Source organism: Kitasatospora sp. NPDC022856, assembly GCF_055561235.1.
The window spans coordinates 29,536-52,172 of the sequence record NZ_JBVHHE010000029.1; the positions used below are offsets into that span (position 1 = coordinate 29,536).

Consider the following 22,637-nt stretch of genomic DNA (forward strand, 5'->3'; position numbering starts at 1 on the left):
CCGGCCCCGGCCAGGGGCCCGAACCAGGAGAGGAAGGCCGAACGGTCGTGACACAACCCATCGCCGACAGGTTCGGCTCCACCTCCTCCCGAGCCGCACCGCCCTACGCCCAGGGCTCCTCCGCCAACCTCGCCGACATCCTCGAACGCGTCCTCGACAAGGGCATCGTCATCGCCGGTGACATCCAGATCAACCTGCTCGACATCGAACTGCTCACCATCAAACTGCGCCTGCTGGTCGCCTCGGTGGACAAGGCCAAGGAGATGGGCATCGACTGGTGGGAGCACGATCCCTCGCTCTCCTCGCGCGCCCGGGGCGACCGCCTGCCGGCCGCCGACCGGGAGCCGGCACGGGAACTGGAGGCCGAGAACGAGCGCCTGCGCGGCGAACTCGCCCGGCTGCGGGCGGAGCCGGGCCTGCCACCGGCCGCCGAGGAGCCCCCCGTCCGCCGCCCCGCACGCGCGAAGCGCGCCGCCCCGGCGCCCCGCACGCGACGCACCCGGGAGGAGTGATGGCCGGCACCGTCGTCTACGCCTACGCCATCGCCAGGAGCACCGAAGCCCTCGGGCCCGCCGCCGCCGGCGCGCACGGGATCGCCGGCGCCCCGGTGCTGCTCCTGCACGCCGACGACCCCGGGCTCGCGGCGGCCGTCAGCCGCGTCCCCGCCGAGGACTTCCGGCAGGACGCCCTCGCCGAGCACCTGGAGGACCTCCAGTGGCTCGAAACCGCGGCCCGGGCCCACCACGCCGTGGTCGCCGCGCTCGCCGCGGTCACCACCGTCCTCCCGCTGCGCCTCGCGACGGTGTACTTCGACGACGACGGCGTGCGCAGCGCCCTCGACGCCCGGCAGGACGAGTTCACGGCGGCGCTCGACCGGCTCGCGGCGCAGGTCGAGTGGGGCGTGAAGATCTATGTCGAGGCTCCGGCACCGGATCCGGTGCCCGAGGGTCCGCCGCCCGCGGACGTCGGGCCGGGCCGGGCCTACCTGCACGCCCGGAGGGCCGTGCGCGACCGGCACGCGGAGCGCTACCGCGCCGCGGAACAGGCGGCGGCCCGGGTGGAGGCCGCCGCGGCCCGACTGGCGGTGGCCCGGGCGCGCCACCGCGTCCACAGCGGGGAGCCGGTGGGGGAGCAGGGCGAGAACGTGCTCAACGACGCCTACCTGGTGCCCGTGGAGCGGGCCGGGGTGTTCCGCGAGGACGTCCTGCGGGCGGGGCAGGGGCTGAACGGGGTCCGCGTCGAGGTCACCGGCCCGTGGGCGCCCTACTCCTTCGCCGTCCTGCCCCAGGACGAGCCGACGGGTGGTGAACGGCCGGTATGAACGGTCAGCAGCCCGGGCCGGGCGACCGGTACGGCGGGCAGGAGCCGCTGCCGGACCGCCGGATCGCCCTCGTCGACCTCCTGGACCGGCTGCTGGGCGGGGGTGTCGTCCTCACCGGCGACATCGTGCTGTCCGTCGCCGACGTCGACCTCGTGCGCATCTCGCTGCGGGCCCTGATCGTCTCGATCAGCGGCCCGGAGCTCTCTCCGTGGCAGGACGGCAGGCGGCTCGGCGGTGATGGGCCGTGAGCCCCTCGGACGCCGGTCGGACCGGCGGTGCCGACCGCGCCGAGCGTGATGGCCGGGACCGTCGCTACGCGGAGGTCGCCGCGGCCGCCGATCGCGCGTTCCGCCTGCTGCCCGCGTCCCCCGAGGACGGCCGTCGGGTGCGGGACCGGCAGCCCCACCCGGCCCGCAGGATCAACACCGACGGCACCGACCCCGAGGACGTCGAACGGGACCTGGTCCAGCTCGTGCTCACCCTGGTCGAACTCCTGCGGCAGCTCATGGAGCGCCAGGCGCTGCGCCGGGTCGACGCCGGGGACCTCAGCGCGGAGCAGGAGGAGCGACTCGGTGCGACCCTGATGGCGCTTCACGACAGGATGGACGACCTCTGCGCCCGCTACGGCCTGAACCGCGCCGACCTGAACCTCGACCTCGGCCCGCTGGGAAGCCTCCTGCCGCCCCCGTAGGCGGACCCCGGCCTCACCGGCCGTCCCGCTATCGGCGGCCCCCGCCGTCGGCGGCCGTCCGGCCGTCGACGGTCCTCCCGCTATCGGCGGTCGCCCCAGACCGAGGCGGCGATGCCGACCCGGTTCCGCACGCCGAGCTTGCGCTGGATGTTCGCCAGGTGGTTCTTGACCGTGCCGGCCGAGATGAACAACTGCTCGGCGATCTCCGCGTTGGTTGCCCCGCCCGAGACCAGCCCGGCGATCTCGGTCTCCCGCGGGGTCAGCGGCTCGACGGGCTCCGCCTGCGGCGACGCCGGGGCGGGGGCGGCCAGTTGACGCAGCAGCCGGACGGTGACCTGCGGGCTGATCAGGGTGTCACCGGCCACCGCCGCCCGGACCGCCTCGACCAGCAGGGCGGGGCTGGACCGCTTGAGCAGGAAGCCGGCCGCGCCGTGCCGGAGCGCGGCGTGCACGTACTCGTCCAGGTCGAAGGTGGTCACCACGACCACCCGCAGCGGGTCGGCCACCTCGGGCCCGGCCAGCCGCCGGGTCAGTTCCAGGCCGTCCAGCTTCGGCATCCGGATGTCCGCCAGCACCACGTCGGGGCGGAGCAGGCGGGCCTGTTCGACCGCGGCGAGGCCGTCGGCGGCCTCCGCCACCACGGTGAGGTCGGGCTGGGCGTCCAGGATCATCCGGTAGGCCGCGCGGATGTCGTCGTGGTCGTCGGCCAGGAGGACGCGGATGCTCATGAGGCCCCTTCGGCCGGCAGCGGAAACGTGGCGGTGACCAGCCAGCCCTGCCCGGCGCGCCCGGCGTCGAGCGTACCGCCGAGCGCCTCGACCCGGGCGGCCAGGGCGCTCAGGCCGTGCCCGCCCCGGTGCCGGGGCGGGCTCTCCACCGCTCCGCCGTCGTCGGCGACGGTCAACTCCAGCCGCTGCCCGTCGAGTCGGCGGACGGACACGGTGACCGATCGGGCGGCGGGGGCGTGCCGCCGGACATTGGTCAGCGCCTCGACCACGATCCGGTGGACGGTGGCCCCGGCCTCCCGGCCGACCGGCCGCTCCGGCAGGTCGAGCCGGACCTCGGCGGCCCCGGAGGCGGTGAACCGTGCGGCCAGCGCGGGGAGTTCGGCCAGGCCGGGCTGCGGGGCCCGGCGGCCGGCGGCGTCCTCGTCCGGGGTGCGCAGCAGGGCGACCGTCCGGTCCAGCGAGGAGAGCGCCTGCTGGCCGGACTGCTCGATCCGCCGGAACACCCCGGCCAGTTCGGGGTGCGGCTCCGCCAGGAAGCCGCCGGCCTGGGCCAGCGCGACCATCCCGCTGACGTCGTGAGCCACGAAGCCGTGCAGGTCGTGGGCGAGTTCCAGCTGTTCGGCCCGGCGTGCGGCCGCCACCTCGCGGCGCCGGAGGCCGTCCAGCGACCAGAGGTAGAAGCCGACCAGCGCCGCCCCCAGGGCCCCGACCGCGCCGAAGCCGAGGAGTCCGACCTGCTGCCAGCCCTCGACCGGCGCGGCATAGCGCAGCGGCCAGCAGAGCAGCGCCGCCGCCAGGACCCCGACGGCCACCCGGCCCCGGCCGGTGCGCACCGTCATCGTCACCAGGACCAGCAGCCCGATCAGTTCGGCCACCCCGACCGGCCCCGCCGGGCCGTCCTCGCCGAAGCCGCCCAGCGCCGCCCCGACGGCGGTCAGCGCGAGCGAGACCACCCCCGCCGCCGCCGTCGGCCGTGGCCGTCCGATCCGCACTGCGGCCGCCACCGCGAGCACCGGCACGATGCTCCCCCATTCCCCGATCATGCGCCCAGCCTATGCACCGGGCGGCGCCGCCACCCGTGCCGAACGGCACATGCCGGGGCGGCGGGGCGCCCGCGGACCTCCCGATCGGCATCTGCCGCCGGTACCGGCCCCGCCGCCAGGCTGGAGGCACACCGAACGACGAGAGGAACTCCGATGCTGGACACCGCGGTCACCCCCACCACCAGTGCCGTCGCCACCCCGCTCCCGTACCGGCCCGCCGCGCCGTGGGCGGTCCGGGTGGCCAAGGTCGCGGCGCTGACCGCCGTCCCGTCCGGGCTCTGGCGGGTCGCCCTGGGCGTCGGCATCCCGGTCGGATTCTCCGGGGCGATGGAACGGCAGATGACGGCCCACATGCCGGGCTGGGCCACCCTCTACGTGCTCGCCCTGAGCGCGCTCGCCGAGACGCTGGCCTTCCTCTCCCTGGGCCTGGTCCGCCCCTGGGGCCGGGTCACCCCCAGCTGGCTGCCGCTGATCGGCGGCCGCCGGGTGCGTCCGTGGGCCGCCGTGGTCCCCGCCGGAGTGGGGGCGGTGGCGGTCACCGCGCTCACCTTCGCCGCCGGCTTCGGCGGGTGGTACGGCCCGAACGCCATGGGCAACCCGGAGGCCCCGCACGGCCTGGCCGGTCTGGCCATGACCCTCTGCTACGCCCCGCTGCTGCTCTGGGGCCCGTTGCTCGCGATCGTCACCGTGGACTACCACCGCCGTTCCAGGGCCGGCGCGCGCTGATCCGTCGCCGGCGGGGGCCGGCCCGGCGCCACCGGGCGGTCGCCGGATGGGTGCCGCTGGGTGGCATGCGAACGATGCCTCGTCGAGGCTGGGCGGGAGTCCCGCGGCGGAGAGGTGCGGTGTCGATGTTCGATACGAGCTTTGCGTTCCCGCGTTCCCTCCCGCACCCGGTGCCCGGAGCGCGGGGCCGGGTCGCCGTCCCCTGTGGACCGGTCTGACGTAGCACCCCGAATCCCGAGTCGCAGCCTGGGAGTTGCTCGGGCACTACACCCCGCGGGACCATCACGCCGCACTCGCCGCGCTCCCCGCCCTGGGCCTCTCCGCCAAGCTCGGTGGCGACCCCGGCCGACCCCTCGCCGCCGAACTCCTCCGCCTCGCCCGGGCCGGCCTGTCCGCCCGTGTCGCCGCCGGCGTCGAGCCTCCGCACGTCCCCGCCTGCCTCGACCCGCTGGACGACCTCGTCGAGACCGGCAGCACGTTCGCCGACCGGTGCCTGCGACGCTGGCGCGGCGACCTCCACCGGGACCCCGCCCGCTACGTCGCCGCGTACCGCGTCTGACCCCGGACGCCGCCCGCGCTCCGACACCGACCACCGGGCCACCGTCCGCCGGGGCGTGCGGGCCCGGCCCCGCTTCCCTACGCCGGGTGCCGCCATCCGGAACCACGGAGGTGTGTCGTACGTCGTAATCGGGGGTGATCGGCCGGGGGGACAGGCCGCCCGGCACGTTAGGCTGCACCTTTCGGGGAGCGGCCTGGTGCCGCCATCGGATCGTCGTCGAGACCCGCCGGACCGGGCACGGCCCGTCCCACGAACGGATCTCGTCCTGCCACGGAGGTACGGCCTTGCACATCGACGCCTGGATCGAGAGCGTCCCACCGGGTGCGGTGTACGCCCTGGTCGCGCTGATCATCGGGCTGGAGTCCCTGGGCATCCCGCTGCCCGGCGAGATCGCCCTGGTGTCGGCGGCCCTGCTGTCCGCCCGCGGTGTGGTCAGCCCGGTCTGGGTCGCGGTCTGCGCGATCCTCGGGGCGATCATCGGCGACTCGATCGGCTACTCGATCGGGCGCAAGGGCGGCAAGCCGCTGTTCGAGAAGCTCGGACGGAAGTTCCCCAAGCACTTCGGGCCGGACCACCTGGCCAGTGCCGAGCGCTCGTTCCAGAAGTGGGGCATGTGGGCGGTCTTCTTCGGCCGCTTCATCGCGCTGCTGCGGATCTTCGCCGGCCCGCTCGCGGGCGCGCTGAAGATGCCGTACTGGAAGTTCCTGATCGCCAACGTGCTGGGCGGCGTGGTCTGGGCCGGCGGCACCACCCTGCTGGTGTACCAGGTCGGCAAGGTCGCCGAGCAGTGGCTGTCGCGCTTCTCCTGGGTGGGTCTGCTGCTGGCCGCGGCCGGCGGCGCCCTCTCGGCCTGGCTGATGAAGCGCCGGGCCGGCAAGGCCGCCCGGGCCCGGGAGGCCGAGGAGGCGGCGGCCGCCGCCGCCGAGCCCGCGGTGGGCGCTCCCGCGGTGGACTGATCGTCACCGGAGCGTTCCAGCAGAGCTGTCCTCCCGCCGGGGTAGCATCGGGCTACCCCGGCGGTGGCATGTAAAGCAGCAGGTGGAGGGCGTTGTGGCGGAGCAGACGTGGGACGCGGTGGATGCCTACTTCTCCGAGCGGCTGGTCGGGCACGACCCGGTGCTGGAGGCCGCGACGGCCGCCGCCGAAGCCGCGGGGCTGCCGCCCATCGCGGTGGCGCCCAACCAGGGCAAGCTGCTGCACCTGCTGGCCCTCACCCAGGGCGCGCGGCGCATCCTGGAGGTCGGCACGCTCGGCGGCTACAGCGCGATCTGGCTGGCCCGGGCACTGCCCGCCGACGGCACCCTGATCACCCTGGAGATCGACCCGGCGCACGCCGAGGTCGCCCGGGCGAACCTCGCGCGGGCGGGCCTGGAGAAGGTCGCCGAGGTCCGGCTCGGCCGCGCCGCCGACTCGCTGGCCGCGCTGGTGGCGGACGGCGCCGAGCCGTTCGACCTGGTCTTCATCGACGCGGACAAGCAGAGCAACCCCGAGTACTTCGCCCGGGCGCTGGAGCTCACCGCCCCGGGCTCGCTGATCGTGGTCGACAACGTGGTGCGCCGCGGCGCCGTCGCCGACCCGGACAGCGACGACCCGGCGGTGGTCGCGATCCGCCGGCTGCACGACCTGATCGCCGCCGAGCCGCGGGTGTCCGCGACCTCCGTACAGACGGTCGGCAGCAAGGGCCACGACGGTTTCACCCTGGCCCGCGTCCAGCGCTGAGCAGCGCGCGACGGCGCCGGGCAGGGACGAGCGAGGGAGAAGAGAGAGCATGCGGATCGGACTGCTGGGCACCGGCCCCTGGGCGGAGCGGGTGCACGCGCCCGTACTGGCGGAGCACCCCGACTTCGAGCTCGCGGGCGTCTGGGGCCGCCGGCCCGAGGCGGCCGCCGCGCTCGGCGAGGCGCACGGCGTGCCCGGCCACCAGGACCTCGACCGGCTGCTCGCCGAGGTGGACGCCGTCTCCATCGCGCTGCCGCCGACCGTCCAGGCGGACCTCGCGGTACGCGCCGCCGAGGCTGGCTGCCACCTGCTGCTGGACAAGCCGGTCGCGCTGACCGTCCCGGACGCCCGGCGTGTCGTCCAGGCCACCGAGGCGCACGGCGTCGCCACGGTGGTCTTCTTCACCGTCCGCTTCGGCGGCGAGCAGCTGCCGTGGATCGAGAAGCAGGCCGCCACCGGCGGCTGGTTCACCGGCCGCTCCGACTGGCTCGGCTCGGTCTTCGCACCCGACAGCACCAGCCCGTACGCGGCCTCGCCCTGGCGGCAGGAGAAGGGCGCGCTCTGGGACGTCGGCCCCCACGCGCTCTCGGTGCTGCTCCCGGTGCTGGGCGACGCGGTCCGGGTGACCGCGGTCGCCGGCCCCCGGGACACCGTCCACCTCGTGCTGCTGCACGCCGGTGGCGCGTCCAGCACCCTCGCGCTCAGCCTGACCGCCCCGCTCGCGGCCGGCGGCACGGGCATGGAGCTGCGCGGCGAGTCGGGCGTCGTCCACCTCCCCGAGCGCGGCGAGGGCCCGCTGGCCGCGCTCCACCGCGCCCTGGACGCCCTGCGCGACTCCGCCCGCACCGGCGAGCCACACCCCTGCGGCGCGGCCTTCGGCCTGCGGGTGGTCGAGATCCTCTCCGCCGCCGAGCGCTCGCTGGCCACCGCCGCCCCGGTCGACGTCTGACGCGCCGCGCCCGTGCGGCGGCCGCCCGACGCGACCGCCGCCCCACGGCCGGGGCCGCGATACCCGGCCCCGGAGCGCGGCCGACGTGCTCGGCCGGTTCGGCGGCGTGCCGAACCCCCTCTGGCGGCGGGCGGTGTTCGTGCGGAACCGTGGGAGCAGGACGTTCGCGAGCCGGAGAGGGCTGCCCCATGACGGAGACGGTGCTGCGCCACCACCGGGAACTGACGGCGGCCCTGCGCCGGGCGCTGGTCGCGCTGTACGCGGAGGTGCGGGCGCCGTTGCTGCACCTGCCGAACTACGCCGTCGCGGCCTTCGTCGAGCGCCTGGAGCTGCACAGCGGGCAGCCGGGGTTCGAGGCCGTCCTCGGGTACGACGGCACCGAGCCGGTCGGGTATGCGTACGGCAACACCGTGGAGTCCGGCGACCGCTGGTGGGCCCGGCTGGCCAGGGCGACACCTCCGGAGCTGACGGCCGCGCCGACCTTCGCGCTCAGGGAGCTGGGGGTGCGCGCACGCTGGCGCGGCACCGGTGCCGCGCGCCGGATCCACGAGGGGCTCACGGGCGGCCGTGGCGAGGGGTGCGTCATGCTGATGGTCAACCCGGCGGCCGGGGGCGGCAAGGTGCTCGCCCTGTACGAGGCGTGGGGCTACCAGGTCGTGAACGAGGTCCCGCCCACCGCCGAGGCGCCGCCGTTGGTGGCGATGGCCCGGGCGTGCCGGTGGCCCGACGGCGGCGCACCCGGGTACTGACGTCCGGCCGGGTGGCCGCCGGCCTACCAGCCCTGGGGCGGTGCCTCCGGTCGGCGGTCGGCGGGGCGGGCCGGGGGGATGGGCGGGGCGGTGAAGTCGCGCGGGCCGGTCCACAGGGCGGGCACGGCGTCGCTGCGGCGGGCCAGTTCGTAGGCCAGGGCCTCGTAGTTGACGCGCCAGCCGTGGAAGTGCGGCCAGGCGTCGGAGGCGGAGCGTTCGCGGGGGAACCCGGCGGCGGTGATCATCGCCACCGCCGCGTCGAACTCGGTGAAGCTGAGGCGGATCGGGCTGTCCGGCGCCGGGTCCGGGTCGAAGGCGACGCGCAGCGAGCTGCCGACGTCCCGCAGCGCGGTGAAGCCGGCCCGCAGGACGAGGCGGGCCTCGGGCGGCGCCGAGCGCGGGTTGATCGCCAGGTGGATCGCGGCGGCGTCCATGACGGCGATCAGGCCCACCACCCAGCTGCGGTTCGGCTGCGGGGAGCGGAACGACAGCAGTACGGGGTAGTTGGAGTGGCTCTCGCCGATGTCGGCGGCGAGCCGCTCCCAGTCGCGGTAGAGCTGGGGGAGCGCGGTCTCGGTGTCCACGAGGGACTGCCGGGCCAGCAGCTCCGGGCCCCAGGCGGGTTCGCCGGCCCGGGACTTGAGGAGCGTCACCTCCACCTCGCGGCGGTTGTAGGCGCCGTACAGGGTCGGCAGGTAGGCGATCTGCAGGGCGATCACCAGCGGGCCGCTGGCGGCGGCCATGAAGTCGATGACCGAGAGGTGGAGCCGGTCCCCGCTGGCGAAGCCGAGGGTGAAGAGGCTGGAGCCGGCCTCCCGGAAGGAGACCGCCCAGTTCAGCCGCGAGGTGCCGTGCAGCAGCAGGGTGTACGCGAGCAGCATGCTGCCGAGCCACACCCCGAGCATGCCCAGCAGGATCAGCGGCGCCAGCCAGGTCTGCGCCCGGTCCTGGGCGCGGTAGCCGCCGAAGGGCGTGGCGGACAGCCGCAGCAGCGCCCGCAGGCCCCGCCAGAGCCGGTGCACCAGGGAGGAGTACAGGCCGCGCGGCACGACCAGGGTGCGCAGGATGCTCGCGACGGTGAGCACCAGGATCAGCGCGCCGGCCAGGGTGTGGATCAACCTCATGGCGACATTGTGGCGGTACGGCGGCATTGACAGCGCACAGCCCTCCGCTGAATGCTAAGCAAGCGCTTAGTCAGAAACGCTGACCAGGAGAGTGAGCCCATGCCCGACACCCCCGCCGACCCGCCCGGCCTGGACCTCGACCGGCTCCGCGGCCATCTGGACCGCGAACTGCCCGGCACCGTCCGGGGCGCGCTGCGGGCCGAGCTGATCGAGGGCGGCCGCTCCAACCTCACCTACCTGCTGACCGACGGCACCTCCCGCTGGGTGCTGCGCCGCCCGCCGCTCGGGCACGTGCTGGCCACCGCCCACGACATGGGCCGCGAGCACCGGGTGATGACCGCCCTGCGCGGCACCGGCGTCCCCGTCCCCGCCACCCTGCTGCTGGACACCGGCGCGGACGTCCTCGGCGCGCCCTGGTACCTGATGGAGTACGTCCCCGGCACCGCGCACCGCGACGCCGGCCCGCTCGCCGCCCTCGGCGAGAAGCGCGTCCACGCCCTCGGCGAGCGGTTGGTCGACACCCTCGCCGCCCTGCACCGGATCGACCCGGCCGCCGTCGGCCTCGCCGACTTCGGCCGCCCCGAGGGCTTCCTGGAGCGCCAGCTGCGCCGCTGGTCCACCCAGCTCGCCGCCTCCCGCAGCCGGGACCTGCCCGGCGTCGACCGGCTGCACGAGCTGCTCGCCGCCCGGCTGCCCGACTCCCCGGCGCCCGCGCTCGTCCACGGCGACTACCGGCTGGACAACGTGCTCGTCGACGGGCACGACGCCATCAGCGCCGTCCTGGACTGGGAGATGTCCACCCTCGGCGACCCGCTCACCGACGTCGGCCTGCTGGTGATGTACACCGAACTCGCCGGTGTCGGCGGCGGCATCATCCCCTCCGCCGCCACCGCCCCCGGCTTCCCCGCCGCCGCCGAACTCGTCGCCCGCTACGCCGAACTCACCGGACGCGCCGCCGCCGACCTCGACTGGTACGTGGCCTTCGCCTCCTTCAAGCTCGCCGTCGTCGCCGAGGGCATCCACTTCCGCTTCCGGCAGGGCCGCACCCTCGGCGCCGGCTTCGAGCGGGCCGCCGAGATCGCACCCGTCCTCGCCGAACACGGCCTGACCACCCTCACCGCCCGGTAGGAGCACCGACCGATGGATTTCGCCTACGACGCCCGGACCGAAGAGCTGCGCGAGCGCCTGCTGGCCTTCATGGACCGGCACGTGTACCCGGCCGAAGCCGTCCTGGAGGCCCAGCTGGCCGACCCCGGCCGGCCCGTCTGGAACGTGCCGCCGATCGTCGCCGAGCTGCAGGCCGAGGCCCGCGAGCAGGGCCTGTGGAACCTCTTCCTGCCGGACCACCCGGACCACCCGGACCACCCGGACCGGCCGGGGCAGGGCGGCGCCGGCCTGACCAACCTCCAGTACGCGCCGCTCGCCGAGATCACCGGGCGCAGCCCGCAGCTCGCGCCGCCCGCCCTCAACTGCGCCGCCCCGGACACCGGCAACATGGAGCTGCTCGCCCAGTTCGGCTCCGCCGAGCAGCGCGAGCGGTGGCTGCGGCCCCTGCTGGACGCCGAGATCCGCTCCGCCTTCGCGATGACCGAGCCCGACGTCGCCTCCTCGGACGCCACCAACATCGCCACCCGGATCGAGCGCGACGGCGACGAGTACGTCGTGACCGGGCGCAAGTGGTACATCACCGGCGCGATGAACCCGCGCTGCCGGATCTTCATCGTGATGGGCAAGACCGACCCCGGCGCCGAGCCGCACCGTCAGCAGAGCATGATCCTCGTCCCACGCGACACCCCCGGGGTCACCGTCCGGCGGGGCATGAAGGTGTTCGGCTACGACGACGCCGACCACGGCGGCCACGCCGAGGTCCACTTCGACGGCGTCCGGGTCCCGGCCGGCCACCTGATCGGCGCCGAGGGCTCCGGCTTCGCGATCGCCCAGGCCAGGCTCGGACCCGGCCGGATCCACCACTGCATGCGGGCCATCGGCATCGCCGAACGCGCCGTCGAGCTGATGTGCCGCCGGACGCTGGACCGGGTGGCCTTCGGGCGCCCGCTCGCGGAGCAGGGCGTGGTGCAGGACTGGATCGCCGAATCCCGGGTCCGGATCGAGCAGTTGAGGCTGCTGGTGCTGAAGACCGCCTGGCTGATGGACACCGTCGGCAACCGCGGCGCGCACGCCGAGATCCAGGCCATCAAGATCGCCACCCCGCGCACCGTCGAATGGATCCTCGACAAGGCCGTCCAGGCCCACGGCGCGGCCGGCGTCAGCCAGGACACCCCGCTCGCCCAGCTCTGGGCCGGCAACCGCACACTGCGCCTGGCCGACGGACCGGACGAGGTGCACAAGCGCTCGCTGGCCCGGCGCGAGCTCAAGCGCCACCGGGCGGCCGACCGCTAAGGGGTGTCGGCAGAGTCCCGCCGGGTCCGCGACGCGACTTTGCCAACACCCCCTGGGCGCGGGCCGCCGGGCGGGTGACCGTCGGGCACCGCGCCCGGCGTGTCATACCGCGGTAGCACGGCGGCAATTGGCTCCGCGGTATGACGTTCGTGCACCACCCCGGCCCGTACGGTCACGGTACGGGCCGGGCCGGTGGGCGGCGGCCGTCGACGGTGAGGAGCTGGGGGAGCCATGCGGGGAGTGACGAGGGAAGTCGTGCGGGGTGTCACGCGCAGGCGGGGCTCGGGGCAGGGCAGGCGGACCGGGATCGCCGCGCTGCTGGCGGCCACGGCGGTGCTGGGCACGGCGGTCGCGCCGGCGGCGGCGCGGGACGCGCCGACCGTGCCGGAGCGCCTGGCCCGCGCCTGGCTGCCGCAGCCCACCGGGCCGTACCCGGTCGGCACCACCTCGCTGCACCTCACCGACGCCGGACGGGCGGACCCGTGGCAGCCCGGGCGGGCCCGGGAACTGATGATCAGCCTCTGGTACCCGACCGCGCGCCCCGCGGTCGGCGACGAACGGGCCCGCTCCATGGAGCCGGGCGCCGCCGAGCACTTCGGCGGCGACGGCGGCGCCGCCGTCTTCAACTACCGCGCGGCGAGCGGGCGGACGGACTGGTCGGCGATCCGCACGCACGCCCGCCAGGACGCGCCCGCCCTGCCCGGCGGCGGCCGCCCGCGCCCGGTGGTGCTCTACTCGGCCGGGCTCGGCGACCCCCGCACCTGGGGCACCGGCCTGGTCGAGGACCTCGCCTCGCGCGGCTACGTGGTGGTCACCGTCGACCACACCTACGACGCCTCCGAGGTGGCCTTCCCGGACGGCGGCCTGGCCACGTCGGTCTTCCCCGGCATGCTCGGCACGCCCGACCTCGACATCGGCGCCCTGCTGCGCAAGGCGATGCGGGCCCGGGTCGACGACACCCGCTTCGTCCTGGACGAACTGGCCGCGCTGCGCACCGACCGGCGGCTCCCGGCCGGTCTCGGGAGCTCGCTGGACCTGACCCGGATCGGCATGGTGGGCCACTCGGCCGGCGGTTTCACCGCCGTCCAGACCATGCACGACGACCCGCGCGTCACCGCCGGCGTCAACATGGACGGCCAGCTGCACTTCCCCGGGCCGACCGGCGAGGGCGTCTTCCTGAGCAGCGTCGCCGAGGACGGTCTGGACCGCCCGTTCCTGCTGATGGGCACCCACAGCGCGGACTCCGGCGACCACCACCACCAGCCCGGCTGGGACGCCCTCTGGCAGCACAGCCGGGGCTGGCGCGCCGACGTCACACTGGCCGGTTCGCAGCACGGCTCGTACACCGACGCGCAGTCGCTGCTGCCCCAACTCGCCCGGCAGGGCGCGGTGGACGGCGAGGCGCTGCGGGCCGACGTCGGTGACGTCCGCCCGGAGCGGGCCGTGCTCGCCACCCGGGCGTACGTGGCCTCGTTCTTCGACCGGTGGCTGCGCGGGCACGACGACCACCTGCTGGACGGGCCCTCGCCGCGCTTCCCGGAGATGGAGTTCGCCCGCTGACACGGGCCCGGGCCGGCCCGGGGCGGCACCGGCCCCGGGCGCGGTCAGCGGATCTCGGAGTCCGGGTTGGCGGCGTCCCAGTCGCGCCGGGAGTCGAGGATCGCGTCGTGGTGGTCGTAGGACCAGTCCACCATGGCCCGGATCAGATGGGTCAGGCTGTGGCCGACCGCGGTCAGCTCGTAGTCCACCTGCGGCGGGACGGTCGGGTGGACGGTCCGCGACACCAGCCCGTCCCGCTCCAGCCGGCGTACCGTCAGGGTCAGCATCCGCTGCGAGATGCCCGGCACGGCGCGCTGGAGTTCGCGGAACCGCCGGACGCCCTGGGCGAGTTCGACCACCACCAGGACGGACCACTTGTCGCCGAGCCGGTCCAGCAGCCCGCGGATCCCGCAGTCCACGCCGTCCTCGCACCAGACCACCGGCCGGGGGGTGGTTACCGCGGTGTGCCCCACTGACATCGAAGTGCCTCCTTACGCCGAACGGTCAGGTTACCGAGGATGGTCACCGGGCGGCGCGGAGAGCCGCGGGCCCGGAACCGATCTTGGAGGTCGTGGTGCTTCTCGTCACCGGTGTCAACGGAGGACTCGGCGCTCTGGTGCTGGAGCGGCTGGCCGCGCTGCCGGGCGGGCTCGACGGGGTGCTGGCCGGCAGCCGCACCCCGGAGCGGACCCCGGCGGCCGGCGTACCCGTCCGGACGGTGGACTTCGACCGGCCGCGGACCCTGGCGGCCGCCTTCGCCGGGGTGCGGACGCTGCTGCTGATCTCGGCCGGCTACGGCGAGGACGACGTGGTGACCGCCCGTCACCGGGCCGCGATCGAGGCCGCCGAGCGGGCGGGCGTCGAGCACGTGGTCTACACCAGCCTCTCCGGCGACGGCGACCACCTGGCCTACGCGCTGGCGCACCGCTGGACCGAGCGGCGACTGCGCGAGTCCGCCTCGCTGCGCTGGACGATCCTGCGCAACGGGCTCTACGCCGAACTGCTGGGCTCGCTGGCCACGCCGGACCGGGACGGTGTGATCACCGCGCCGCTCGGCGACGGCCGGCTGGCGGCGGTCGCCCGCGCGGACCTGGCCGAGGTCGCGGCCACCGTGGCGCTGGCCCCGGCCGGGCACGCCGGGCGGGTCTACGAGCTGGTCGGCGAGGAGGCGGTGGGCGGCGCGGACGTCGCGGCGGCGCTGTCCCGGGCCGGCGGACGGACGGTCGAGTACCGGCCCGGCACGCTGGCCGGGGCGCGGGCGGCCGTGGCGGCCTCGGGCGCCGCGGACTTCCGGGTGCCGATGGTGGCCGGGACGTACTCGGCGATCGCCCACGGCTTCCTGGCCGGGCCGGGCAAGCCGGGGGACCTCGCCGCCCTGCTCGGCCGCCCGCCGCGCCCGGCCCTGGACGTGATCGCGCAGGGCGCGGGAGCGGCCGCGGACTCGGCCGGGTGACCGGGGCGCGGCCCCGCCGGTGCTACTCCCCGAGCACCACCAGCCGGCCGGTGCTGCGGCCGTCGGCGACCCGCTGGACGGCCTCGGCCGCCCCGGAGAGCGGGAGGCGCCCGCTCACCAGCGGTCGCACCACACCGGCCCGGGCCAGCCGGGTCAGCTCCTCGTGGGCGGCCAGCACGGCCTGCGGGTCACGGGTGTTGTAGAGGCCCCAGTGCAGGCCGAGGATGCTGTAGTTCTTCACCAGCGCGTGGTTCAGCGCGGGCGCCGGGATCTCGCCGGCGGCGAAGCCGACCACCACGATCCGGCCCTCGAAGGCGACGCACCGGGTGGAGCCGGTGTAGGCCGCGCCGCCGACCGGGTCGAAGACCACGTCCGCGCCGTGTCCGCCGGTGGCCTCCTTGACCGCCGCGGTGAAGTCCTCGGCGGTCCGGTCCACCACCAGGTCGGCGCCGAGCTCGCGGGCGACGGCCGCCTTCGCGGGGCCGCCGACCACGGCGATCACCCGCGCGCCGGCCGCCCGGCCGAGCTGGACGGCGGCGCTGCCGACCCCGCCCGCCGCCGCGTGCACCAGCAGCGTCTCGCCGGCCCGCAGGGCGGCCCGCCGGTGCAGCGCGAACCAGGCGGTCTGGTAGCCGATGTGCAGGGCGGCGGCCTCCGCGTCGTCCAGCGCCGCCGGGGCCGGGAAGGCCGCCGCGGCGTCCAGCAGGGCGTACTCGGCGAAGGCGCCGGCGGGCAGCAGCGGGGTGCCGATCAGCCGCTCCCCGGCGCGCTCGCCCGCGACCACCTCGCCGCAGAGCTCGACGCCGGGGGTGAACGGCAGCGGCGGGCGGACCTGGTACTGGCCGCGCACCATCAGCGCGTCCGGGAAGTTGACCGCGGCGGCCTTCACCCGGACCAGCAGCTGCCCGGGCCCGGGAGCCGGGCGCGGTACGTCCTCGGCCAGCCGCAGCACCTCGCGCGGCTCGCCCAGCTCGGTGACCTGCCAGGCCCTCACAGCGCCTCGTTCCTTTCGAGCTCCCGCTGGAGCCGGTTCATGCCGCCGAGCCAGCGGTCCGGCTCGGTGGCGCGGGCTGCGTAGTACTCGGCGACCTCGGGGTGCGGCAGGACGAGGAAGCGGTCCTCGCGCAGCGCGGTCAGCAGGGCCCCGGCGACGTCCTCCGGGTCCAGCGCGGTCGGTGCCAGCAGGGCCTCGCCGACCGCGCCGGTCGAGGCCAGCATGTCGGTGCGCACCCCTTGCGGGCAGAGGGCGTGCACCCGCACGCCCCGGTGGCGGTAGGTGGCGGCGAGCCACTCGGCGAACGCGAGCGCGCCGTGCTTGGTGACGGCGTACGGGGCCGAGCCGAGCATGGTGAGCAGCCCGGCGGCCGAGACGGTGGCCACGAACCGTCCGCCGCCGCGCTCCAGCCAGCGGGGGAGCAGCAGGTCGGCGGCGCGTACGTGGGCGAGCACGTTGACCTCCCAGGCGCTCGCCCAGGCGGCGGCCGGCGCGCCGGCCCCGCCCACCGGGGCGACGCCGGCGTTGGCGCACCAGACGTCGATGTCGCCGAGCGCCGCCCGGGCGGCGCTGACCAGCGCGGCGACACCCTCGGCGGAGGCCGCGTCGCCGGGCACCGCGGCGGCGCCGCAGTCCGCGGCCACCTTCCGGGCGGCCGCGGCGTCGAGGTCGTTGACGACCACCCGGGCACCGGCCGCGGCGAAGGCGCGGGCCAGCGCGGCCCCGATCCCCCGCCCGGCGCCGGTGACCACCACGCCCTGGCCCGCGTACTCGGCGGCCGGGCTCCCGTGTTCGTCCGTCACGGCGGTCACATCCCGCCGCCGAGGGTGACGCCGCCGTCGACGACCAGGGTCTGGCCGGTGATCCAGGCGGCGTCGGAGGAGAGCAGGAAGGCGACCGCGCCCGCGACGTCCTCCGGGACGCCGAGGCGGCCCAGCGGGTACGCGGCGGCGACCTGCTCCTCGCGGCCCTCGTAGAGCGCCGCGGCGAACTTCGTCTTGACCACGGCCGGCGCCACGGCGTTCACCCGGATGCCCCAGGGACCGAGTTCGGCGGCCAGCTCGGTGGTCAGCCGCATCAGGGCGGCCTTGGAGACGCCGTACATGCCGATGCCCAGGGAGGCGCGGATACCGGTGATCGAGGCGACGTTGACCACCGAGCCGCCGTGCTCGCCCATCCAGGCGGCGTGCGCGCGGCGGGTCCAGCCGAGCGGGGCGAGCACGTTGACGGCCAGGATCTTGGCGGCGGCCGCCTCGTCGGTGTCCAGGACCGGGCCGAAGACCGGGTTGATGCCTGTGTTGTTGACCAGGTGGTCCAGCCGGCCGAAGGCCTCCATCGTGCGGGCCACCGCTTCGTCCTGGTGGGCCGGGTCGTCCGCCTTCCCCGCGACGCCGATGGCGACCTCGGGGCCGCCCAGGTCGCGGACGGCCTCGGCGAGCGGCTCGGCGGTGCGGGCGGTCAGGCAGACCCGGGCCCCGCGGGCGACCAGCTCGCGCGCGATCCCGAGGCCGATGCCCCGGCTGGATCCGGTGACGACGGCCACCTGGCCCTTGAAGGAGTGCACCACGGAGGGTCCTTTCGCACGGTTCTGCGGAGTTGTCGGGTCCCGCGCCGTCCGGCCGGCCCGGCCGCCAAGGGTTGCCGGGCCGGCCGGACGGACCACCCGACCGGGCTCGTGACTAAGCGCTTGCTTAGCATGCTGTCGGTGCGGGACCCTGTCAACAGTCGGCCGGGCCTCCCGGCCGGCGCAGCCGGAATTCCGGTACGACTCATCTGCGAGGATGGCGCCATGACCAGCACGCCCATCGCCGAGCTCTGGCCGGCCCTGCCCGGCGCCGCCGACGCCCGCCCCGAGGCGGCGTTCCGGCTGCTCCAGGCCGCCGTCGAGTCCTTCGCGGAGCGCGGCTTCCACGCCACCACCACCCGGGACATCGCCACCGCCGCCGGGATGAGCCCGGCCGCGCTCTACATCCACTACCCGTCCAAGGCCGCCCTGCTGGCCGAGATCAGCCGGGCGGGCCACGCGGCCACCCTCACCCTGGTCCGCGACGCGGTGGCCGGCGAGGGCGAGCCGGTGGCCCGGATGCGGCGCCTGGTGGAGGAGTTCACGGCCTGGCACGCCCGGGCGCGGACGGTCGGCCGGGTGGTCAACTACGAGCTGCACGCACTGCCCGAGGACGCCTACACGGTGGTCGCCGCGCTGCGGCTGGACATCGAGCGCGAGGTCAGCTCCCTCATCGCGGCGGGCGTCGCGGCCGGCGCCTTCGAGGTCGCCGAGGTCCGCACGGCGGCCCGCGCCGTCACCTCGCTGGGCATCGACGTGTCCCGCTGGTACACCGACCGCAGCAGCGAGAGCCCGGAGGAACTCGGGCGCCGCTACGGCGAGCTGGTGCTGCGGATGCTCGGCGCCCGGGTCGGCTGAGGGCGGGGCGCGGGTCGGGTGCGCGGGTCGGGTGCGCGGGACTAAGGCTTCACGGCGGTGTGCACGAACCACGAGACGTACTCCCGCACCTGGTACATCTCCACCACCGACCGCAGGTTGAGCCACTTCTCGGCCGGCCCGAACAGCCGCAGCAGGGCGTACGGCAGCCGGAAGTAGGCGTAGAGCGCGTCGGAGGTCGGCCGGTAGCGGGCGGTGGCGTCCAGGGCCTCCTCGACCCGGAAGCCCGCCCGGGCGAGCAGCACGCTCAGGCTGCGGGAGTCGTACCGCTTGGCCCCGGGGAAGACCATCGCGTCCATGAACGGGTCCAGCACCGCGTGCCCCTCGGGGCTGATCTCCTCCGGCGGCGCGCCCACCGGGCCGAGCAGCACCAGGCGCCCGCCCGGCCGCAGCACCCGGTGGAACTCCGCCAGCGCCCGCTCGGGGTCGTAGGCGTGCACCAGGGTCTCCATCGAGTAGACGCCGTCGAAGGAGCCGTCCGGGAACTCCAGGTCGTGGTAGTCGCCCCAGAGGAAGCTCGTCCGCTCCTCCAGCGCCGCGCGGGCGCTGAGCCGGCGGGCCTCGCGGACGTGGAAGTCCAGCACGTCGACGCCGGTGACCCGCAGGCCGAACCGGGAGGCCATCTGCCGCGCCACCACCCCGGCGCCGCAGCCGGCGTCCAGCACCCGTGACCCGGCGGGCAGCGACAGCTTCCGGCCGAGGACGCCCTCCAGCCGGCGCTGCGCCTGCCAGCACCGCCACTTCGACTGGCCCGGTTCGGTCCACCCCCAGTGCCGGGCGTTGCGACAGACGAGCGTGTAGAAGAGCCTGCTCCCCGGGCGCCCGTACACCCGCCGGAGCCCGGTGAGATCGAGTTCGCCACTGACCATCTGAACCTGCCCGGTCTTGCGCTGCTGCGCGGCCCAGCTGCTCCGTGCCGCGGCTGTCCCGCCCAAGCTACCGACGCGGCACTGGGCCCGCCGTCCGGTGCGCCCGCCCGGGTGGCCCGGGTCCGGGCCCCGGACGGCCGGGGCGGGCCGGGCGGGCCGATCCGGGCGGTCCGGAGTCTTGTGCCGGGGCCGGGACATGCCAGATGATCACGGTGTTCGGTCATGATCCACTCAAGGGTCGTGGCCCCGACAGTTCTGATCGACGGGGGTTGGCGATGTCCACACATTCCACGCAGGGCACGCGGTCCGGGGCCTCCGGGCCCGAGGACGAGGGCGGCCCGGGGCGCCGTCCGGGCCGGCGCGCCCTGCTCGCCGGGCTGACCGGCGCGGGCGCCGTGGCCGGGAGCCTGGCGCTCGGCGGCCGGAGCGCCCTCGCCGCGCCCGCCGCGGTGGCGGCCGGTGCGGGCGGGTACGTGGTCGACGTGGTCGCCAAGGGCGCCGACCCGACCGGGGCCACGCCCAGCGACACCGCCTTCCGGGAGGCCGTGGCCGAGGTCCTCGCCGGTGCGCCGGAGACCGGCGTCACCCCGAAGAAGGTCCTGCTGATCCCGCCGGGCACCTACCTGCTCACCCAGCCCGACAGCCTGCTGCCGGCCACCCAGAACACCGACCGCACCAAGCAGAGCGTCATCGACGGCATCTCGATCACGGGGTTCGGCAAGCGCCTCTCCCGCATCGTGTACGCGCCGACGGTCCGCGACACCGTGTTCTGGCGGAACATGGACCGCTACCGGAACATCCGGATCAGCGGTCTGACCTTCGAGAGCCAGGACGCCACCGCGACGTTCAACTACTCGTACTCCTCCAAGACCTTCGGCGTGCAGGACACCTGGTACACCGACGTCGACTGGCGCGGCACCTGGAAGGCCGGCATCGTCCTCGACGGCCCCACCGCCAACTCCAACCTCAACAGCGAGATGGGCTGGGACCACTGCCAGATCAGCGGCAGCTACGCGGACGCCTTCCTGGTGATGGGCGGGACACCGACCGAGCAGCAGCAGGACCAGTTCCTCAACTTCTCCTTCCGTGACTGCAAGGTGGAGTTCCAGTCCGGCGTCTTCGTGCGCAACGAGCGCGGCGGCTCGATGAACTTCATCGGCGGGTCGTACATCCTGGTCGACGCCAAGTCGACCGGCACCTTCTTCAAGCTCGGCGCCAACTCGCCGCGCGCCGACTCGGTGATGCGCCTGTACGCCCAGGGCATCCGCTTCGAGATCCGCGGCCCGGGCCACAAGGTGATCGACTCCTCCTGGTACAAGGGCAGCATCACCTTCGTGTCCTGCGACGACACGGCCCGCTCGTTCGAGTCCTGGGTGGACGACACCGTCGTCCCCCACGTGTACCGCTTCGACGCCGTCAACCCCTCGCGCGGGCCGGTGATCCGCTACCAGGACTGCGCCCTGCTCGGGTCGCACCAGGTGACCTCCGGCACCGCGACCACCGCCGGCAAGCTGCTGTACGACGGCAGCCGGTTCGCCAACCGGTCGGAGGGCACCGGGGCCGCCGGCTTCCTGCGCTGGACGGGCCCCGCGCCCTGGTACGAGTTCCGCGACTGCCTGGTGAAGGGCGTCCGGCTGCCCGACGCCAAGGTGCCGTAGCCGAGCCGACGGCGTGCCCCGGACCGGTTGGTCCGGGGCACGCCCGGTCTGTCGGGGCGCCCGGTCTGTCGGGTCGCGCCCGGTCCGTCGGGGCAAGCCTGCGGAAAAGCGGCTGACAGCCCGACGGCACCAGCGCTACGCTCCCCGCGATGACTACTCCTTCCGCATTCGGATTGGGGGCCCCGTCCGCGCAAGGTGAGTGCTGATGCTCACCTCGCCCGCGAACAGGCCTTCCCGCCTTTCCCTCTGGCTGCGCGTGCGCGAGTTCGCCGTGCCGCCGTCCATGATCGAGACCGCGACGGCCCGCCGGCAGGCCGGCGACTGGGCCGGAGCCTGCGCCGCCGCGAACATCGACGTCGACCTCGACCTGCGCACCGTCACGCGCACCCACGGCCGGGCCCTCGCCGCCGAACTCCGCGCCGACCTGCGCCGACTGGCCCCCGACCTGCTCCGCTGGCATCTGCCGAGGATCGCCCCGGACGGTCTGCTGCGCCCGGGCCTGACGGTCGCCCTGGCCCGCTACGACGCCCACCGGCCCGACGGCGGGCCCCCGGTGCGGCTCGTCGCCCGGACGCCGCCCGCCTGGGCGGACGCCGGCCAGCGGATCAGCCTCGCCCTCTGGGACGGCTCCCACCGCGCGGCCGGTGCCTCCCGCTACCCCCACCCCCGCCCCGACCGGCGGTTCCGTCTCGACCTGCACCGCCACCTGTGGGACGCCCACCGCAGCGGCGAACTGCGCCACCGGTCCGGCGCCGACGGCCGCTCCCGGCCGGACCGGGAGCCCGGTCCGCGGGGCGAGCCGCCGCCCCTGCCGGACGCACCGGGGCTCCGCTGCGCCGTCGACCGCTGGGCCGCCGAGGCCGACATCCTGCTCGCCGCCGAGGGGCGCGCCGCCGGGCCGGTGGGCGTCCGCCTGGGAGCGCGGCGGCGGCTGCTCCTGGAGCCGGTCGCGGACCGGGACGGCCCGGGGCCGCCCGCCCGGCGGATCGTCGCCGCGCCCGTCGGCGGCGCCGGCCCGGTCCTGCCGGTGCTGCCCGACGCGGCGACCTGGGTGCTCCCCGACCTCGATCTGCTCCGCACCGGTGCGATCGGGGCCGACCGGCTGCACCCGCTGGTCGCCGCGGCGCTCGCGCCCGGCCACGCGCCGGCCGGACCGGCCCCGCTCCAGGACCGGCCCGGGCAGCCGCGCCCGGTGGACTGTCGCGGGGCCCGGCACCGGATCGGCCTGGTCGACGGCGTGCTGACGGCGCTGGACCACGACCCGGCGGAGATCCGCCGGGAGGAGCTGCTGGTCGCGCTGACCGGCACACCGCTGCCCTGCCTGCAGGCCATCGACGAGGCGCACCGGCGCCCCGCCGGCCTCCACGGTGTCCGTGAGCGGCTCGACCACGGGGACACCGCCGGTGCGCTGGCGGTCGTCGAGGGGCTGCTCGGCCCCGACGCCCCGCTGCGCGGCGGCGCGCTGCGGGACGAGCTGGAGTCGGCCGCGCGGCGACGGATCAGCTACGGGCTGTTCCGGGCCGGCCTGGTCGAGCACAGCCCGAGCCCGGACCGCCGCCGCCCGCGCGACCGCCGTTCCGGGGCCCTCGGGGCGACCGCGCGCTGATCCCGGGCCTCGCCCGCCGCCCTTTCCCCACATTCACGTACTCCCCCCAGACTCCGAGGTGATCGAACA

At 75.7% G+C, this 22,637-nt stretch carries 25 protein-coding genes; 17 read left to right on the forward strand and 8 right to left on the reverse strand.

The window, feature by feature from the left end; translation table 11 throughout:
* Window positions 1-47: 47 nt before the first annotated feature.
* The 4 genes from ACZ34W_RS29285 to ACZ34W_RS29300 are packed head-to-tail and all read left to right on the forward strand — an operon-like array spanning window position 48 to window position 2,012.
* Window positions 48-512, forward strand: a complete 465-nt coding sequence (locus tag ACZ34W_RS29285; protein WP_329486067.1) for a gas vesicle protein — start codon at window positions 48-50, stop codon at window positions 510-512.
* The gene (locus ACZ34W_RS29290; protein WP_465608354.1) at window positions 512-1,321 is read left to right on the forward strand and encodes a GvpL/GvpF family gas vesicle protein; all 810 of its coding nucleotides are present in this window, start codon (window positions 512-514) and stop codon (window positions 1,319-1,321) included. Before ACZ34W_RS29285 ends, ACZ34W_RS29290 begins: the two co-directional genes overlap by 1 nt.
* Window positions 1,318-1,569: a gas vesicle protein gene (locus ACZ34W_RS29295; protein WP_329486065.1), complete on the forward strand. Its 252-nt coding sequence runs from the start codon at window positions 1,318-1,320 to the stop codon at window positions 1,567-1,569. The genes ACZ34W_RS29290 and ACZ34W_RS29295 overlap by 4 nt, the downstream gene beginning before the upstream one ends.
* Entirely contained in the window at window positions 1,566-2,012 is a 447-nt protein-coding gene (locus ACZ34W_RS29300) for a gas vesicle protein K (RefSeq protein ID WP_465608356.1), read from the forward strand. The genes ACZ34W_RS29295 and ACZ34W_RS29300 overlap by 4 nt, the downstream gene beginning before the upstream one ends.
* An 80-nt stretch (window positions 2,013-2,092) precedes the next feature.
* Here the strand turns inward: ACZ34W_RS29300 and ACZ34W_RS29305 are convergent, their stop codons facing one another.
* The gene (locus ACZ34W_RS29305) at window positions 2,093-2,740 is read right to left on the reverse strand and encodes a response regulator (RefSeq protein ID WP_465608358.1); all 648 of its coding nucleotides are present in this window, start codon (window positions 2,738-2,740) and stop codon (window positions 2,093-2,095) included.
* The gene (locus ACZ34W_RS29310; RefSeq protein ID WP_465608360.1) at window positions 2,737-3,783 is read right to left on the reverse strand and encodes a sensor histidine kinase; all 1,047 of its coding nucleotides are present in this window, start codon (window positions 3,781-3,783) and stop codon (window positions 2,737-2,739) included. The genes ACZ34W_RS29305 and ACZ34W_RS29310 overlap by 4 nt, the downstream gene beginning before the upstream one ends.
* A 153-nt stretch (window positions 3,784-3,936) precedes the next feature.
* Between ACZ34W_RS29310 and ACZ34W_RS29315 the strand changes: the two genes are divergently transcribed.
* The 6 genes from ACZ34W_RS29315 (at window position 3,937) to ACZ34W_RS29340 (ending at window position 8,485) form a co-directional block, all read left to right on the forward strand.
* Window positions 3,937-4,509: a hypothetical protein gene (locus ACZ34W_RS29315; protein WP_465608362.1), complete on the forward strand. Its 573-nt coding sequence runs from the start codon at window positions 3,937-3,939 to the stop codon at window positions 4,507-4,509.
* A gap of 253 nt (window positions 4,510-4,762) precedes the next feature.
* Window positions 4,763-5,068, forward strand: a complete 306-nt coding sequence (locus tag ACZ34W_RS29320; RefSeq protein ID WP_465608364.1) for a hypothetical protein — start codon at window positions 4,763-4,765, stop codon at window positions 5,066-5,068.
* A gap of 284 nt (window positions 5,069-5,352) precedes the next feature.
* Window positions 5,353-6,024, forward strand: coding sequence for a DedA family protein (locus tag ACZ34W_RS29325; protein WP_329486058.1), 672 nt, complete (start codon window positions 5,353-5,355; stop codon window positions 6,022-6,024).
* 94 nt (window positions 6,025-6,118) lie between these two features.
* Window positions 6,119-6,787, forward strand: coding sequence for an O-methyltransferase (locus tag ACZ34W_RS29330; RefSeq protein ID WP_465608367.1), 669 nt, complete (start codon window positions 6,119-6,121; stop codon window positions 6,785-6,787).
* Window positions 6,788-6,836: 49 nt separating this feature from the next.
* Window positions 6,837-7,736 (forward strand): Gfo/Idh/MocA family protein, encoded by a 900-nt coding sequence (locus tag ACZ34W_RS29335; RefSeq protein ID WP_329486056.1) that lies wholly within the window; start codon window positions 6,837-6,839, stop codon window positions 7,734-7,736.
* A gap of 188 nt (window positions 7,737-7,924) precedes the next feature.
* The gene (locus tag ACZ34W_RS29340) at window positions 7,925-8,485 is read left to right on the forward strand and encodes a GNAT family N-acetyltransferase (protein ID WP_465608368.1); all 561 of its coding nucleotides are present in this window, start codon (window positions 7,925-7,927) and stop codon (window positions 8,483-8,485) included.
* A 23-nt stretch (window positions 8,486-8,508) separates the two neighbouring features.
* Here the strand turns inward: ACZ34W_RS29340 and ACZ34W_RS29345 are convergent, their stop codons facing one another.
* Window positions 8,509-9,609 carry a hypothetical protein gene (locus tag ACZ34W_RS29345; protein ID WP_329486053.1) on the reverse strand — a complete coding sequence of 367 codons (1,101 nt, stop codon included), beginning with the start codon at window positions 9,607-9,609 and terminating at the stop codon, window positions 8,509-8,511.
* A gap of 99 nt (window positions 9,610-9,708) precedes the next feature.
* On the opposite strand from ACZ34W_RS29345, the gene ACZ34W_RS29350 reads away from it, so the two are divergent.
* The 3 genes from ACZ34W_RS29350 (at window position 9,709) to ACZ34W_RS29360 (ending at window position 13,569) form a co-directional block, all read left to right on the forward strand.
* Window positions 9,709-10,737 carry a phosphotransferase family protein gene (locus ACZ34W_RS29350; protein WP_465608371.1) on the forward strand — a complete coding sequence of 343 codons (1,029 nt, stop codon included), beginning with the start codon at window positions 9,709-9,711 and terminating at the stop codon, window positions 10,735-10,737.
* A gap of 12 nt (window positions 10,738-10,749) precedes the next feature.
* Entirely contained in the window at window positions 10,750-12,009 is a 1,260-nt protein-coding gene (locus ACZ34W_RS29355; protein WP_465608373.1) for an acyl-CoA dehydrogenase family protein, read from the forward strand.
* Between the two features lie 255 nt (window positions 12,010-12,264).
* Window positions 12,265-13,569: an alpha/beta hydrolase family protein gene (locus tag ACZ34W_RS29360; RefSeq protein WP_465608375.1), complete on the forward strand. Its 1,305-nt coding sequence runs from the start codon at window positions 12,265-12,267 to the stop codon at window positions 13,567-13,569.
* Window positions 13,570-13,613: 44 nt separating this feature from the next.
* Here the strand turns inward: ACZ34W_RS29360 and ACZ34W_RS29365 are convergent, their stop codons facing one another.
* Window positions 13,614-14,027: a winged helix-turn-helix transcriptional regulator gene (locus ACZ34W_RS29365; protein ID WP_329486049.1), complete on the reverse strand. Its 414-nt coding sequence runs from the start codon at window positions 14,025-14,027 to the stop codon at window positions 13,614-13,616.
* 95 nt (window positions 14,028-14,122) lie between these two features.
* Between ACZ34W_RS29365 and ACZ34W_RS29370 the strand changes: the two genes are divergently transcribed.
* Complete coding sequence (locus ACZ34W_RS29370) at window positions 14,123-15,001, forward strand: NAD(P)H-binding protein (RefSeq protein ID WP_465608431.1); 879 nt, start codon at window positions 14,123-14,125, stop codon at window positions 14,999-15,001.
* Between the two features lie 22 nt (window positions 15,002-15,023).
* On the opposite strand, the gene ACZ34W_RS29375 is transcribed toward ACZ34W_RS29370, so the two are convergent.
* From ACZ34W_RS29375 to ACZ34W_RS29385, 3 genes are read right to left on the reverse strand one after another with little or no spacing between them, the layout of a single operon-like run.
* The gene (locus ACZ34W_RS29375; RefSeq protein ID WP_465608377.1) at window positions 15,024-15,995 is read right to left on the reverse strand and encodes an NADPH:quinone oxidoreductase family protein; all 972 of its coding nucleotides are present in this window, start codon (window positions 15,993-15,995) and stop codon (window positions 15,024-15,026) included.
* Complete coding sequence (locus ACZ34W_RS29380) at window positions 15,992-16,798, reverse strand: SDR family NAD(P)-dependent oxidoreductase (RefSeq protein ID WP_465608379.1); 807 nt, start codon at window positions 16,796-16,798, stop codon at window positions 15,992-15,994. Before ACZ34W_RS29380 ends, ACZ34W_RS29375 begins: the two co-directional genes overlap by 4 nt.
* A 5-nt stretch (window positions 16,799-16,803) precedes the next feature.
* Window positions 16,804-17,562 (reverse strand): SDR family oxidoreductase, encoded by a 759-nt coding sequence (locus ACZ34W_RS29385; RefSeq protein WP_465608381.1) that lies wholly within the window; start codon window positions 17,560-17,562, stop codon window positions 16,804-16,806.
* 222 nt (window positions 17,563-17,784) lie between these two features.
* Between ACZ34W_RS29385 and ACZ34W_RS29390 the strand changes: the two genes are divergently transcribed.
* Window positions 17,785-18,417, forward strand: a complete 633-nt coding sequence (locus ACZ34W_RS29390) for a TetR/AcrR family transcriptional regulator (RefSeq protein ID WP_329486045.1) — start codon at window positions 17,785-17,787, stop codon at window positions 18,415-18,417.
* A gap of 41 nt (window positions 18,418-18,458) precedes the next feature.
* On the opposite strand, the gene ACZ34W_RS29395 is transcribed toward ACZ34W_RS29390, so the two are convergent.
* The gene (locus tag ACZ34W_RS29395; protein ID WP_329486044.1) at window positions 18,459-19,370 is read right to left on the reverse strand and encodes a class I SAM-dependent methyltransferase; all 912 of its coding nucleotides are present in this window, start codon (window positions 19,368-19,370) and stop codon (window positions 18,459-18,461) included.
* Between the two features lie 209 nt (window positions 19,371-19,579).
* Here ACZ34W_RS29395 and ACZ34W_RS29400 point away from each other — a divergent pair, with 209 nt between their 5' ends.
* Both ACZ34W_RS29400 and ACZ34W_RS29405 read left to right on the forward strand, forming a co-directional pair.
* Complete coding sequence (locus ACZ34W_RS29400) at window positions 19,580-20,962, forward strand: hypothetical protein (RefSeq protein ID WP_465608384.1); 1,383 nt, start codon at window positions 19,580-19,582, stop codon at window positions 20,960-20,962.
* A gap of 205 nt (window positions 20,963-21,167) precedes the next feature.
* Complete coding sequence (locus ACZ34W_RS29405) at window positions 21,168-22,568, forward strand: hypothetical protein (RefSeq protein WP_465608386.1); 1,401 nt, start codon at window positions 21,168-21,170, stop codon at window positions 22,566-22,568.
* The last annotated feature ends 69 nt before the right edge of the window (window positions 22,569-22,637 follow it).

Bases quoted from the DNA above. Each gene is read 5' to 3' on its own strand.
- ACZ34W_RS29390 (WP_329486045.1), top strand. From the start codon at position 17,785: ATGACCAGCACGCCCATCGCCGAGCTCTGGCCGGCCCTGCCCGGCGCC.
- ACZ34W_RS29310 (WP_465608360.1), bottom strand. From the start codon at position 3,783: ATGATCGGGGAATGGGGGAGCATCGTGCCGGTGCTCGCGGTGGCGGCC.
- ACZ34W_RS29305 (WP_465608358.1), bottom strand. From the start codon at position 2,740: ATGAGCATCCGCGTCCTCCTGGCCGACGACCACGACGACATCCGCGCG.
- ACZ34W_RS29345 (WP_329486053.1), bottom strand. From the start codon at position 9,609: ATGAGGTTGATCCACACCCTGGCCGGCGCGCTGATCCTGGTGCTCACC.
- ACZ34W_RS29405 (WP_465608386.1), top strand. From the start codon at position 21,168: ATGCTCACCTCGCCCGCGAACAGGCCTTCCCGCCTTTCCCTCTGGCTG.
- ACZ34W_RS29350 (WP_465608371.1), top strand. From the start codon at position 9,709: ATGCCCGACACCCCCGCCGACCCGCCCGGCCTGGACCTCGACCGGCTC.
- ACZ34W_RS29290 (WP_465608354.1), top strand. From the start codon at position 512: ATGGCCGGCACCGTCGTCTACGCCTACGCCATCGCCAGGAGCACCGAA.
- ACZ34W_RS29365 (WP_329486049.1), bottom strand. From the start codon at position 14,027: ATGTCAGTGGGGCACACCGCGGTAACCACCCCCCGGCCGGTGGTCTGG.
- ACZ34W_RS29315 (WP_465608362.1), top strand. From the start codon at position 3,937: ATGCTGGACACCGCGGTCACCCCCACCACCAGTGCCGTCGCCACCCCG.
- ACZ34W_RS29355 (WP_465608373.1), top strand. From the start codon at position 10,750: ATGGATTTCGCCTACGACGCCCGGACCGAAGAGCTGCGCGAGCGCCTG.
- ACZ34W_RS29400 (WP_465608384.1), top strand. From the start codon at position 19,580: ATGTCCACACATTCCACGCAGGGCACGCGGTCCGGGGCCTCCGGGCCC.
- ACZ34W_RS29340 (WP_465608368.1), top strand. From the start codon at position 7,925: ATGACGGAGACGGTGCTGCGCCACCACCGGGAACTGACGGCGGCCCTG.
- ACZ34W_RS29295 (WP_329486065.1), top strand. From the start codon at position 1,318: ATGAACGGTCAGCAGCCCGGGCCGGGCGACCGGTACGGCGGGCAGGAG.
- ACZ34W_RS29335 (WP_329486056.1), top strand. From the start codon at position 6,837: ATGCGGATCGGACTGCTGGGCACCGGCCCCTGGGCGGAGCGGGTGCAC.